Genomic DNA, 13,096 nt, shown 5'->3' on the forward strand with positions numbered 1-13,096 from the left:
TTCCTCACTTGTAACTGCTGAAAAGAGTGTATTAGCATCAATTTTTAATTGTAATGAGAACCATTCTCATAATAGTATGGCGGTGTGATAATTAATTGTTGATACATTCCGTATGTCTGACCGCGCCGCTATTACAGCTTCTTTTACGCTCGAATCGCTTTACGGCGCACATCATTGCTGGCTGAAGAACTGGCTCACTCACAAGCTCCAGTCGGCGTTTGATGCCGACGATATTGCTCAGGACACTTTCCTGAGGGTGATGGGCAGCGATACGTTGTCAACCATTCACGATCCTCGTTCCTTTCTGTGTACAATCGCCAAACGGGTGATGGTTGACCTTTTCCGTCGCAACGCGCTGGAAAAGGCGTACTTTGAGATGCTCACACTTATGCCCGAGGCACTGGCCTCTTCCCCCGAAGAACGCGAGAGCCAGTTGGAAACCTTGCAACTTATCGACAACATGCTTGATGGGTTAAATAACAAAACCCGCCAAGCTTTCCTGCTTTCACAATTAGAAGGTCTTACTTATCGCGAGATCGCTTTGCATCTCTGTGTTTCTGTTAGTTCCGTGAAAAAGTATGTCGCCAAAGCCGTTGAGCATTGTCTGTTGTTTCGTCTGGAGCACGGATTATGAATCCATTATTAACCGACGCCCGCCGTCAGGCACTACGATCGGCGTCGCACTGGTACGCGGTACTAAGCGGGGAGCGTCTCAGCCCGCAGCAGGAAGCACGCTGGCAGCAGTGGTATGAACAGGATCCGGATAACCAGTGGGCCTGGCAACAGGTTGAAAACCTACGCAGCCAGCTCAGCCAGGTACCCGGCGGTATCGCTAGCCGAGCGCTGCACGATTCGCGGCTCACCCGTCGCCATGTGATGAAAGGGCTACTACTATTACTTGGCGTTGGAGGAGGATGGCAGTTCTGGCGTTCCGAATCCGGAGAAGGGCTACGGGCAGACTACCGTACCGCGAAAGGTGCGGTCAGCCATCAGCGTCTGGAAGATGGTTCATTGCTGGCGCTTAATACGCAAAGTGCTGTGAATGTACGTTTTGATGCGCACCAGCGCATTGTTCAGCTATGTTATGGCGAAATAGCCATTACCACAGCCAAAGACGCACAGCGACGCCCTTTTCGCGTTATTACCCGTCAGGGCCAGCTTACCGCATTAGGGACGGAATTTTCCGTTCGACAGCAAGACAACGTCACACATCTTGCCGTACGGCAGCATGCCGTTGAAATCATTCTGGCCGATGATCCCTTACAAAAATTTATCCTAAAAGCCGGAGAAAGCCTGGAGTTCAGCGCTTCTGCATTTGGCACGGTGACACCGTTGGATGATGAGAGTGTAAGCTGGACTCAGGGAGTCCTAAGCTTTAGCGATAAACCTCTGTCAGAGATAATAGCAACCCTTGGTCGTTACCGTAACGGCGTGCTGCGCTGCGCTCCGGCCGTTGCGGAATTACGCCTGAGTGGAACCTTCCCACTGCAAAATATCGATGCAATCCTAAATGTCATTGCCCAAACTCTACCTGTGAAAATTCAATCAGTTACTCGGTACTGGATAAATATATTACCGCTGTAAGAAAAATAATTCTCATTTCTATTGTCCCTTTTATCCCTCTCGTTCGACTCATAGCTGAAGGTTACAAAGATGATGATGGAGAAGGTATGATGAGTTTACGCGTTTTTCGTAGAACGACGCCTTTGGTTAACGCCATTCGCCTGAGCCTGCTGCCGTTAGTTGGTCTCTCGTTATCCGCTGTTGCGGAAACAGTGAACATCGCTGCTGGCCCGCTAGACAAAGCGCTCAACCAGTATGCCACCCACAGTGGGATCACTTTATCTGCGGATTCCAGCCTGACGCGCGGCAAGCAAAGTCAGGGTCTGCACGGCGACTATGATGTTGAAACTGGCTTACGACAATTACTGAATGGTAGCGGCCTGCAGGTCAAGCCATTGGGAAAGAATAGTTGGACGCTGGAACCGGTTCCAACTCAGCAGGAAGATGCCTTGACTGTCGTGGGTGACTGGTTGGGCGCTGCGCGTGAGAACGACGTGTTCGAACATGCCGGTGCCCGCGACGTGATCCGCCGTGAGGATTTCGCCAAAACCGGCGCAACGACAATGCGTGACGTGCTTAACCGCATTCCCGGCGTTCTGGCGCCCGAAAACAACGGTACAGGTAGCCACGATCTGGCGATGAACTTCGGTATCCGTGGCCTGAACCCGCGTCTCGCCAGCCGCTCTACCGTGTTGATGGACGGCATTCCGGTACCGTTCGCGCCGTACGGCCAGCCCCAACTCTCGCTTGCACCGGTGTCGCTTGGCAACATGGACGCCATTGATGTCGTACGCGGCGGCGGAGCAGTACGCTATGGGCCACAGAGTGTGGGCGGCGTGGTAAACTTCGTCACCCGCGCTATCCCACAAGATTTTGGGATAGCCGCGGGAGTTGAGGGTCAGCTCAGCCCAACCTCTTCGCAAAACAATCCCAAAGAAACTCACAACCTAATGGTAGGCGGTACGGCAGATAATGGTTTTGGCTCCGCGCTGCTCTATTCAGGTACTCGTGGCAGCGACTGGCGCGAGCACAGCGCCACCCGCATAGACGATCTGATGTTAAAAAGCAAATATGCGCCGAACGAGGTGCATACCTTTAACAGCCTGATGCAGTACTACGACGGAGAAGCCGATATGCCTGGCGGACTGTCCCGCGCCGATTACAATGCCGACCGCTGGCAGTCCACACGACCCTATGACCGCTTCTGGGGCCGCCGCAAACTAGCAAGCCTTGGTTATCAATTTCAGCCGGACAGCCAGCATAAATTTAACATTCAGGGTTTTTACACTGAAACTCTGCGTAGCGGATACCTGGAACAGGGGAAACGAACCACTCTTTCTCCGCGTAAATACTGGGTGCGCGGCATTGAACCGCGCTACAGCCAAAGCTTTATGATTGGCCCGTCCGCGCATGAAGTGGGCATTGGCTACCGCTATGTGAATGAATCAACCCATGAAATACGTTACTACACTGACACCAGCAGTGGCCAATTGCCGTCCAGCGCTAGCCCATATGACCGCGACACCCGCTCCGGCACCGAGGCTCACGCATGGTATTTGGATGACAAAATCGATATTGGCAACTGGACCATCACTCCCGGTATGCGTTTTGAACATATCAAGTCATACCAGAATAACAACATCAAAGGTACGCACGAAGAATTGAGCTATAACGCCCCGCTTCCAGCGTTGAGCGCGCTCTATCATCTGACCGACAGTTGGAATCTTTATGCTAACACTGAAGGTTCATTCGGCACCGTGCAGTACAGCCAAATTGGCAAGGCTGTACAAAGCGGCAATGTGGAACCGGAAAAAGCGCGAACCTGGGAATTCGGAACCCGATACGACGATGGCGCTCTGACCGCGGAAATGGGGGTATTCCTGATTAACTTCAATAATCAGTACGACTCCAACCAGACGAATGACACGGTCACCGCTCGGGGAAAAACGCGTCATACCGGGCTGGAAACACAGGCACGTTATGATCTTGGTACGCTAACGCCTACGTTCAATAACGTCTCTGTTTACGCCAGCTATGCCTATGTGAACGCAAAAATCCGTGAAAAAGGCGATACCTACGGCAACCAGGTGCCATTCTCTCCGAAACACAAAGGCACGTTGGGCATAGACTATAAACCGGGCAACTGGACGTTCAATCTGAACAGTGAATTTCAATCCAGCCAGTTTGCGGATAATGCCAACACGGTGAAAGAGAGCGCTGACGGCAGTACCGGACGCATTCCTGGTTTCATGTTATGGGGTGCTCGCGTGGCGTATGACTTCGGCCCGCAGATGGCAAATCTTAACCTCGCATTCGGCGTAAAAAATATCTTCGATCAAGAGTACTTTACTCGTTCTTACGACGATAACAATAAAGGCCTCTACGCGGGCCAGCCGCGCACGCTGTATATACAGGGGTCATTGAAGTTCTGATCGACGACAAACGATTTGTAGGCCGGGTACGCACTGCGCTACCCGGCTTTCAGGAGTATTTATGTTCACATTTTTCCGCGCTCTTTTCGCAGGCCTACTACTGGTTGCTTGCCACGCCTTTGCCATCACAGTTCAGGATGAACATGGCACATTTACGCTTGATACGCTGCCGCAACGAATCGTGGTACTGGAGCTGTCATTCGCGGATGCGCTAGCCGCCGTGGATGTCAGCCCTGTCGGGATTGCCGACGACAACGATGCCACGCGCATCTTGCCTGATGTCCGCGCGCATCTGAAACCCTGGCACAGCGTCGGCACCCGTGCCCAACCAAGTCTTGAAGCCATCAGTGCGTTAAATCCGGATCTGATTATTGCCGACAGTAGCCGTCATGCCGGCATTTACAACGCATTGAGGCAAATCGCGCCAGTGCTTCTGCTCAAGTCCCGCAACGAAACATACGCTGAGAACCTGCATTCTGCGGCAATCATCGGTGAAGTGGTTGGTAAAAAAACGCAAATGCAGGCGCGTTTAGAACAACATAAAAAGAAAATGGCACAGTGGGCAAGTCAGCTTCCAAAAGGCACTCTAGTGGCATTTGGTACGTCTCGCGAACAACAGTTCAACCTGCATACGCAAGAGACTTACACTGGCGGCGTACTACAAGCACTGGGACTGACTGTTCCACCCGCAATGGCGGGTACGCCAATGCCGTCCATTGGTCTGGAGCAACTACTGGCGCTAAATCCGGCGTGGTTACTGGTTGCCCACTACCGCGAAGAAAGCATTGTTAAGCGTTGGCAACAAGACCCGCTGTGGCAGATGTTAACCGCTGCGCAAAAACAGCAAGTGGCTTCCGTCGACAGTAATGCCTGGGCGCGGATGCGCGGCATTTTTGCCGCTGAACGTATTGCCAGCGACACAGTAAACATATTTCACCATCAGACGATTAACGATGTGAAATGAGATACCTCAGGCATCCGGCGCTGCTGTGGGGACTACCTATCGTTGCGCTTTTCCTCATCTTCTGGCTGAGCTTGTTCTGCTATTCAGCCATTGCTATTTCCGGAGCTGACGCATTTCATGCTTTACTGCCAGGCCATACGCCAACGCTCCCCGAAGCGCTGGTACAAAACCTCCGTCTGCCACGAAGTTTGGTTGCGATATTGATTGGCGCGAGTCTGGCACTGGCAGGCTCGCTGCTACAAACGTTAACCCACAATCCGATGGCCTCCCCATCTTTACTCGGCATCAACAGTGGTGCAACGCTCGCCATGGCGTTGACCAGCGCGTTTAGCCCAACGCCCATTGCGGGTTACTCCATTACGTTTATCGCTGCCTGCGGAGGCGGTGTAAGCTGGCTTTTGGTGATGAGCGCAGGGGGCGGATTCCATCATAACCAGGAGAGGAACAAATTGATCCTTGCCGGTATCGCCCTATCAGCCTTTTGTATGGCGCTGACCCGCATCGTTCTACTTCTGGCGGAAGATCACGCTTACGGTATTTTTTACTGGCTAGCGGGCGGCATTTCTAATGTCGGGTGGCAAGCATTCTGGCAGCTTTTCCCAGTGGTGATAGGTGCGACCCCAGTCGTGTTAATACTAGCAAATCAGTTGAACCTGCTTAATGTCAGTGACAGTACCGCTCACACACTGGGCGTGAATTTGCCGAAACTGCGTTTGGGAATTAACCTCCTGGTGCTGGTTCTGGTAGGTGCCTGCGTCAGCGTGGCGGGTCCGGTAGCCTTCATCGGCTTGCTGATGCCTCACCTGGCACGCTTCTGGATTGGGTTCGATCAGCGGCAGGCTTTACCAATGAGCATGTTGCTGGGCGCCACACTGATGCTGCTGGCGGATGTGTTAGCGCGAGCGCTTGCCTTCCCCGGCGATCTGCCTGCTGGTGCAGTGCTGGCGCTGATTGGCGCCCCCTGTTTCGTCTGGCTGGTCAGGAGGCGCGGATGAAAATCGCAATCGTCATGTTCATCATCCTCGCGCTCGCGTTACTAGCGCTAATATCGCTCCACATGGGCGTAACTTCAGTACCGTGGCGCGCCCTGTTAACCGATTGGCAGGTTGGAAGCGAACATTATTATGTACTGATGGACTATCGCCTGCCAAGACTACTGCTGGCGCTGTTTGTCGGTGCTGCACTCGCGGTGGCAGGCGTATTAGTCCAAGGGATCGTGCGTAATCCGTTGGCCTCGCCGGATATTCTTGGCGTAAATCATGCGGCGAGTCTTGCCTCGGTAGGCGCACTACTTCTGCTACCTTCTCTGCCTGTTATTGTGCTACCGCTGCTAGCTTTTGCGGGCGGAATGGCGGGTTTAATGTTACTGAGGTTACTTGCGAATACGACGCAACCAATGAAATTGGCGCTTACTGGCGTGGCGCTTTCCGCTTGTTGGGCAAGCCTGACGGATTATGTGATGCTCTCACGTCCTCAGGATGTAAACAGTGCCCTATTGTGGCTGACCGGCAGCTTATGGGGACGGGACTGGACCTTTGTGAAGATCGCCGTGCCGCTGCTCATTTTGTTCCTGCCGCTGAGCCTGCGCTTTTGTCGCGATCTCGACCTGCTGGCGCTTGGCGATGCACGTGCCGCAACGCTGGGCGTATCGGTTAAACGTACTCAGCTTCAAGGCTTGCTATTAGCCGTTACCATGACAGCAATTGGCGTAGCCGTCTGCGGCCCAATAAGCTTTATCGGCTTGGTCGTACCACATATCGTGCGCAAGATTATCGGTGGACGTCACCGCTGGTTGCTGCCTGTTTCAGCGCTTACGGGGGCATTACTATTGGTCTCGGCCGATTTGCTAGCGCGAGTTATTCATCCTCCGTTGGAGCTTCCAGCAGGGGTGATGACCGCTCTTATCGGCGCTCCATGGTTTGTCTGGTTACTTGCGAGAATGCGATAAATGACATTACGAACTGAAAACCTAATCGTCAGCTACGGTGCACAAACGGTACTGGAAGATCTTTCGCTCACACTACCTGTGGGAAAAATTACTGCCTTACTTGGCCCTAATGGTTGTGGGAAATCGACGCTACTAAAATGTTTTTCACGCCAGTTGGCACCAAAAGCAGGCGCGGTGATGCTTAACGAGAAACCGATCGCTGGCTATACCTCTCGTCAGTTGGCTCGCCGCCTGTCGCTACTGCCACAACATCATTTAATTCCAGAAGGTATCACGGTGCGTGAGCTGGTTTCCTATGGTCGTAGCCCATGGCTATCGCTTTGGGGACGGCTCTGCGAGGAAGACAACATGAAAGTCGAGCTGGCAATGAATCAGACCCAGACTGACTATCTAGCCGACCGCCGCTTAACCGAACTTTCAGGAGGTCAGCGACAGCGTGTATTTCTGGCGATGGTATTGGCACAAGATACTCCGATCGTTCTTCTTGATGAACCAACGACCTATCTTGATATCAACCATCAGGTTGAACTGATGCAACTCATAGGGAAACTCAAAGCGCAGGGGAAAACGGTGGTTGCAGTGCTACATGACCTGAATCAAGCCAGCCGATATTGTGATCATCTGGTGATATTGGCTAACGGGCGCGTGATGGCACAAGGCACACCGGAAAAGATCATGCAGCCGGAGTTACTGAGGACAGTGTTTCATGTGGAAGCAGAAATTCATCCAGAGCCAATATCTGGCAAACCGATGTGTGTGGTGCTATAGATTGTTGCGGTTATGCGCATAATTTGGCGGAAACTAAGGTCGACCATGTTTATCGATTTAAATCAGTAAATCGTCGAATGTGACCGCTTTTTACTCGATTGAAGGCTACCGATATTCAGGGAGATAAAGTACGATCGCACGCTACTGATGATGGATTTGGACGTTATTCTGATGGAACCTGAATACCAGCGCTGGCTCATGGCGCTTTCCGCTCCGATGGTCGCGCTGAATATCCGCTGCGGCGCCCACTTTGACCAACACACCTTTCTCGACCCCGGCGAGACGTTCGACCTGACAGAAAGTTGGGGCATTACCTCCCGGCAAGAACTTATCTCGATGATTAACGATATGACGGACGACGGCCACGCTGAACGCTTAGCGTACGGTTATCACCTCTGGCATCACCTACCGATAGCAGAATGGCAACGCTACTGCGCGGCGCAGCCCGATGAAAGACAAGGTATGTTGATGTGGATAACAGAAACGGCGGCTCTCTGCGGAGAAGGCGGCATCCGCGCCTGGGATCTGGGGCGAATGGGATTCCTTAGCCGTATCGGCGTGTTACGCGGCTGGTTCAGCGAAAAAGAGAGCCTATGGATCCACACCCGGCTCGCCGACAGAGCACGTTATTATTATCGTAGTTGGGAAAATTATTACGCCGCCTTTCTAAGCGGTCGAACCTATTGGCTTTCCCTGGATGAAGAAGATCCGGAATGCCAGCGCTACCTTTTCAGTCACTGTAGCGAAAAACCCAATTACATTCACCAGATCGCCACGCTCTATACCCACCCCAGAAGCCCTATTCATGACCTTGACTGGGATGTCGAACCCATAGCAATGGCTAAGCCGGACTCCTTAGCAGAGGCGGACATATAATGGAAACACGTTGCTGGCAATATTTGGGCATTGAACCGACGCAAGATCTGGATAGCATCCGCCAAGCTTACCGCCAGAAAATACCGCAATTTCACCCAGAAACGGACCCTGAAGGTTTTAAGCAACTGCGTGAAGCGTACGATACCGCTTGCAGGCTGGCGGAAAACGGCACGCTCTCGGGTGAAAACGCCGCTACAGCTACGGAATCGCGGCACGCAACCGCGGCAAGCGAGGCGGCGTCTGCCGAAGCAGCAGACCCCGAAATGGCGGCGCTTATCGCTGAGTTTGAGCGGCTACTCACTACGCCATCTGAACGCGTCGTGCCGCTGTACTGGGAGCGTTATATTCAGCGGTTGAATGAGCATACTTTCGATGTCATCGACCGTCTTCGCTGGCCGCTACTCCAACGCTTAATGCGCGAACCCGGCCTATCAAATCTCTGTATTCGCACGCTGGCCGATCGCTTACGCTGGCAGCAGCGGCAAGGAGAATTGTCTGGCGATGGCCTAGAAGAGGTCCATCACTTCCTAGACTCACTCGACAATGAGGATCTGTTTGAGTTTTCGCTGCTATCACACCTTAGCCTGCCTGCGCAGTTAGATACTCTCTTTTATTTTCAACAGGTGAGTTGGACCTTCTGGAACCGTCCGGCGTCCATGCTGAACACGTTGTTAAGTAGCCCAACGGTTATTGTCTGGCCCGACAGCCCGACATTAATGCAAAAAATGGCACGCTGGCACAGCCACGCCGGCGTACCTAACGCCACATTGCGTGATTACTGTCTGCAACAGTTAGAAACAGCGCCGGACGATGTGGAATGGCTCACGCTTAGCGCCAACCTCTGTTCCTTAACAGGAGAGGACGAACGCGCCTTCACGCTATGGCTCACGCTTTATCAGCAGACTCACCATGCACAGGCGGAACAGTGGCTGATCGATTGGTGTAAACAGCACCAGCCGGATGCGCTTCCTTTACTGATTCAATCCATAAACAACACGCCAGCGCCGGATTTAACAGGGTTAGCGCTGGACGACCCGCGCCAACAGTTCTTCATTTCACAGCACAATCCCCAGATGCTGATTCGTTGGGGAGAGGCGCTGAAACTGCCGCTGTCGCCGATGGCGGAAAGCTACGCCCGTTGGAAACTCGGCAAACAGGATCTGCAAACCGTCTATCAGCACTTACTGCTGCACTGTGGCGATGCGATTCAGGATCGTCTGTATTGGCACGCCTGCATGTTAACCGTGGGTAATGAGCGCCTACTACAGGATATTTTGGCGCAACCGTTGCCCAACGAACCGCTGAATGCGTTGATCTTGCAGGGATTGCAGTTTCAGGCGGCACAGCGCCTGGCCTGGCTGAATACCTCTAGCGCGATTCAGGCTTTCACGGAGTGGCTATATTCGCCATCAGAAACAGCATTGCCCAGTCCGTTCACTGACACTGATTCGGCCGCCGGGCGACAAGCACAAACCTGGCTGCAGCAATGGCGCCCGCTGTCGCTGAGTCAGTTAAATAAGCTGTATAACAGCGGTGTATACGCAGAGGGAATCGACCCAATCAATGATTGTCTGATCATGCTGTCTACTCGCTACGACCTCGATGCCTCTCTGGCCTCGCCAGAGGAAGAGAAACCGCAGCATATCAGTGCCAAAGAGGAGCTAAGACAGGCGATTCTGATCGCATTAATGATGACCGACCCCACCTCTTGCCTGGGCTTACCACGCCAGTCGGTGCTGCCTGAATTACCTTTACCCCACCCTGCCAATTTGCTCTCTCGGCGCTTTCGCACAGCGGAATGCCACCAGGGTGATGCGGTAACACCGCTCAAGAAACGTTTCGTTCTCACCGACCCACTGCACTATCACTGCTGGATGAACTTTCCCGTCACTATTGATGAGTATCTCAGCGGCGGCGAAATCTACAGCGAGTCCGCGGCGGGTCATTTTTATCTGACCGATGAGCGCTGGCAGACGGCGTTAGCGGCGTCGCCTATGATCTACCAGATCTTTTTCCACGCGTTCTATGCCCTTATGGGAGACGACGATCTGGTTGAGCAACACCGCGAACGTCTGGCCTCGCTCCCCGTCGAGACGGAACAGGAAGACGCTGTCCGCAACGCCTTGATCGAAGGGTCGGATGCGTTGGAAAAACAGCTAAAGCAGTTCTCCGATGACAAGCGGATCACGCTTGTCGGTGGACTGATCCAAAGCTGTGCCAATAATGATGCGTTCCTGTTGAATAATAGCGATCAAGATTTCCTCACCGAGCAGGTTGCTTACCCGCATGAGGATATTACGTTGCGATTAGTGACGAAGGTGCTGCTGCAGTGCATGGATCAACGTGAACGCCAGTTTAAGCGCCTCGCGCCGAAAACGCGCTACTGGTGGCAATTTTGGCGCACGAATGCGCGTATGGGTCGTCTCGGCTTTCTGGTGCAGGGTGGTCTGGGGAGTTATGCCCTTTACCGAGCAAGTGAGTGGTTAGGATCGCCTCCTCCTTATGTTGAGGGGGCGCTGCTCGCGCTGCTGGCGCTTAATCTGCTCATTGCCGCCCGTCGGCGTTATAACGATATTGGCATGAATGCGCCGTGGGGGATGAGCATCTTTAGCTTACTCATCCCACTCTTTCTGCTGCTCCCACTGTTGGCGCCGGGCATTAACCGCTGGAATCAGTTTGGGCCGCCGCCACACGATAAGAAAGCAGACACCCCACTGGCCTGATGAGATAGCGCGGCGCACCTACCGCCGCGCTGTCAATAATTAGTAAGCCAGTTCATCCAGATATTGCTCAACACGTTGCCGTACTTCGTCAATCGTCGGCGCGTGTTGTTCTGCCAGCGCCTGTTCGAAATCACGCAGCCAGAATCCCACCTGTTCGCGCGTGTCCAGACGCGATTGCGCCCAGGCTTTTTCTAGTCTCGCCAATAGATTACGGTTGACCAGATTGTCTCTGGGATGAATCTTCAACGCTTGTAATCTCTGACGGCTTATTTGCTGTTGCTCATCACTCAGCCCCATCGGGCTGCGATCGATAACTTTCGTGAACTTATCGCCGCTATCCGGTAGGTTAACATCGACTTCCAATAGCCCATTGATGTCATAGCTAAAGCGCACCTCGATAGATTGCTTATACGGTTTCGCTTTTATCGGCATGGTGAATTCATCAATAAACACGTTGTTATCAACATAAGGGCTTTCGCCCTGATAGATCGCAATGCAGATGCCCTCCTGCCCCGGTGACTCGGTGGAGAAGTCCTTTACGCGCGACGTCGGCACCACCGTATTGCGTTCCAGTATCGGAGAGAAAAGCCCTTCACGTTTATCATCAGCCACTCTGATCCCAAGTGTATAAGGACATACATCGGTTAGGATCACTTCTTCAATATCCTGTTCTCGTAACCGGCAAGCGGCTTGTACCGCTGCGCCTTTAGCGACGACAGTATCCGCATCCAAATGCTGATAAGGTAATTTGCCAAATAGCCTGACCACCAGTTTCTGCACGATCGACATCTTAGATGCCCCGCCGACCAGCACCACGTGGTCTAACTGCTCCGGCCTCAAGCGAGCATCGTGTAGCGCCTGCTCTATCGGGGCACGAATGCGGTTCATCAACGGTAGCCAGGCCGCGTCAATCTCTTCCGCATCCAGTACGACACGCCACTCTTCCTCGCGCCAGTGCCATATCAACTCATTCGATTGAGCAGGAAAACCGGGACGACATTTCAGTCCTTCAGCCTGACTATAAAGACGCGCCAAATCCGTCGCGGGGATCCCCGAATCTTCAAGCTTCCACGCCTTCAAACAGGCTTGCACTATCGCCTGGGTAAAATCTTCGCCTCCCAGATAGTTGTCACCCGCCGAACTGTGTACTTCGATCAGCGGGAACGCATATTCCAGTACGCTGACATCGAAAGTCCCGCCGCCTAAATCAAAAACCAGCGTACGCCCCAGCGCCTGCGTGTGTAAGCCATAAGCCATGGAGGCCGCCGTGGGCTCATTGATTAAACGTACCGCATTCAGCTCTGCCAGCTCTGCCGCAAAACGCGTCTGTTTACGCTGTTCATCGCTAAAATAGGCGGGAACGGAGATCACCACATCCTTGATAGCGTGGCCAAGGTAACTCTCCGCATCGGCCTTGAGTGATTTCAACACCATTGCCGATAATTCGGCAGGAGAGAACGTATTGTCGCCGAGTCTGAACGTTTTCTTGCTCCCCATGTAGCGCTTAAACAGCGATGTTGATCTATCCGGGTGCGTCGTCAGACGGGAAATAGCGGGTTTACCTACCAGAATACTCCCGTCGTCATCAATACTGATGGCAGAGGGCGTGAAATTGTCATTTAGCGCATTGGGTATCAGGTGCGCTTCGCCATTTTGCCAAACGCTAATCAGGCTGTTCGTTGTGCCCAGATCGATACCAATTGCCGGGGATGCGTGTTGCGAATGCATCATGCTGTTATTCCTTGTTAATCATATCCTTCAAACGAAAAAGTAATCCCAAAGCTCAACTGATGTCGATCGCTAACCCCTTCAGCGAGCAGAC

The 13,096-nt window shown here is 53.0% G+C and carries 10 protein-coding genes; 9 read left to right on the forward strand and 1 reads right to left on the reverse strand.

The window, feature by feature from the left end; all coding sequences use genetic code 11:
• The first annotated feature begins 112 nt into the window (after positions 1-112).
• The 9 genes from fecI (at position 113) to RFN81_RS18035 (ending at position 11,274) form a co-directional block, all read left to right on the forward strand.
• Positions 113-634: a ferric citrate uptake sigma factor FecI gene (fecI, locus tag RFN81_RS17995; protein WP_264497113.1), complete on the forward strand. Its 522-nt coding sequence runs from the start codon at positions 113-115 to the stop codon at positions 632-634.
• Positions 631-1,584 carry a ferric citrate uptake sigma factor regulator FecR gene (gene fecR, locus RFN81_RS18000; RefSeq protein WP_264497114.1) on the forward strand — a complete coding sequence of 318 codons (954 nt, stop codon included), beginning with the start codon at positions 631-633 and terminating at the stop codon, positions 1,582-1,584. Before fecI ends, fecR begins: the two co-directional genes overlap by 4 nt.
• A gap of 86 nt (positions 1,585-1,670) precedes the next feature.
• A complete protein-coding gene (fecA, locus tag RFN81_RS18005; protein ID WP_264497115.1) occupies positions 1,671-3,995 on the forward strand; it encodes a TonB-dependent Fe(3+) dicitrate receptor FecA in 2,325 nt (774 codons plus the stop codon).
• A gap of 61 nt (positions 3,996-4,056) precedes the next feature.
• The gene (locus RFN81_RS18010) at positions 4,057-4,959 is read left to right on the forward strand and encodes a Fe(3+) dicitrate ABC transporter substrate-binding protein FecB (RefSeq protein ID WP_264497116.1); all 903 of its coding nucleotides are present in this window, start codon (positions 4,057-4,059) and stop codon (positions 4,957-4,959) included.
• Positions 4,956-5,954 (forward strand): iron-dicitrate ABC transporter permease FecC, encoded by a 999-nt coding sequence (gene fecC, locus RFN81_RS18015; protein ID WP_264497117.1) that lies wholly within the window; start codon positions 4,956-4,958, stop codon positions 5,952-5,954. Before RFN81_RS18010 ends, fecC begins: the two co-directional genes overlap by 4 nt.
• The gene (gene fecD, locus RFN81_RS18020) at positions 5,951-6,907 is read left to right on the forward strand and encodes a Fe(3+) dicitrate ABC transporter permease subunit FecD (RefSeq protein ID WP_264497118.1); all 957 of its coding nucleotides are present in this window, start codon (positions 5,951-5,953) and stop codon (positions 6,905-6,907) included. Before fecC ends, fecD begins: the two co-directional genes overlap by 4 nt.
• Complete coding sequence (fecE, locus tag RFN81_RS18025) at positions 6,908-7,675, forward strand: Fe(3+) dicitrate ABC transporter ATP-binding protein FecE (protein WP_264497119.1); 768 nt, start codon at positions 6,908-6,910, stop codon at positions 7,673-7,675. It abuts the gene before it with no gap.
• 171 nt (positions 7,676-7,846) lie between these two features.
• Complete coding sequence (locus RFN81_RS18030) at positions 7,847-8,551, forward strand: DUF1266 domain-containing protein (RefSeq protein WP_264497120.1); 705 nt, start codon at positions 7,847-7,849, stop codon at positions 8,549-8,551.
• Positions 8,551-11,274 carry a J domain-containing protein gene (locus RFN81_RS18035; protein WP_264497121.1) on the forward strand — a complete coding sequence of 908 codons (2,724 nt, stop codon included), beginning with the start codon at positions 8,551-8,553 and terminating at the stop codon, positions 11,272-11,274. Before RFN81_RS18030 ends, RFN81_RS18035 begins: the two co-directional genes overlap by 1 nt.
• Before the next feature lie 39 nt (positions 11,275-11,313).
• Here the strand turns inward: RFN81_RS18035 and RFN81_RS18040 are convergent, their stop codons facing one another.
• The gene (locus RFN81_RS18040; protein WP_264497122.1) at positions 11,314-13,005 is read right to left on the reverse strand and encodes a molecular chaperone HscC; all 1,692 of its coding nucleotides are present in this window, start codon (positions 13,003-13,005) and stop codon (positions 11,314-11,316) included.
• Positions 13,006-13,096: the final 91 nt, after the last annotated feature.

This window comes from Pectobacterium cacticida (assembly GCF_036885195.1).
Lineage (GTDB): Bacteria > Pseudomonadota > Gammaproteobacteria > Enterobacterales > Enterobacteriaceae > Pectobacterium > Pectobacterium cacticida.

What these genes read in the sequence shown, in the direction of transcription:
- fecC (WP_264497117.1), top strand. Translation starts at nt 4,956, where the DNA reads ATGAGATACCTCAGGCATCCGGCGCTGCTGTGGGGACTACCTATCGTT.
- RFN81_RS18040 (WP_264497122.1), bottom strand. Translation starts at nt 13,005, where the DNA reads ATGATGCATTCGCAACACGCATCCCCGGCAATTGGTATCGATCTGGGC.
- RFN81_RS18030 (WP_264497120.1), top strand. Translation starts at nt 7,847, where the DNA reads ATGGAACCTGAATACCAGCGCTGGCTCATGGCGCTTTCCGCTCCGATG.
- fecR (WP_264497114.1), top strand. Translation starts at nt 631, where the DNA reads ATGAATCCATTATTAACCGACGCCCGCCGTCAGGCACTACGATCGGCG.
- RFN81_RS18010 (WP_264497116.1), top strand. Translation starts at nt 4,057, where the DNA reads ATGTTCACATTTTTCCGCGCTCTTTTCGCAGGCCTACTACTGGTTGCT.
- fecE (WP_264497119.1), top strand. Translation starts at nt 6,908, where the DNA reads ATGACATTACGAACTGAAAACCTAATCGTCAGCTACGGTGCACAAACG.
- fecA (WP_264497115.1), top strand. Translation starts at nt 1,671, where the DNA reads ATGATGAGTTTACGCGTTTTTCGTAGAACGACGCCTTTGGTTAACGCC.
- RFN81_RS18035 (WP_264497121.1), top strand. Translation starts at nt 8,551, where the DNA reads ATGGAAACACGTTGCTGGCAATATTTGGGCATTGAACCGACGCAAGAT.
- fecI (WP_264497113.1), top strand. Translation starts at nt 113, where the DNA reads ATGTCTGACCGCGCCGCTATTACAGCTTCTTTTACGCTCGAATCGCTT.
- fecD (WP_264497118.1), top strand. Translation starts at nt 5,951, where the DNA reads ATGAAAATCGCAATCGTCATGTTCATCATCCTCGCGCTCGCGTTACTA.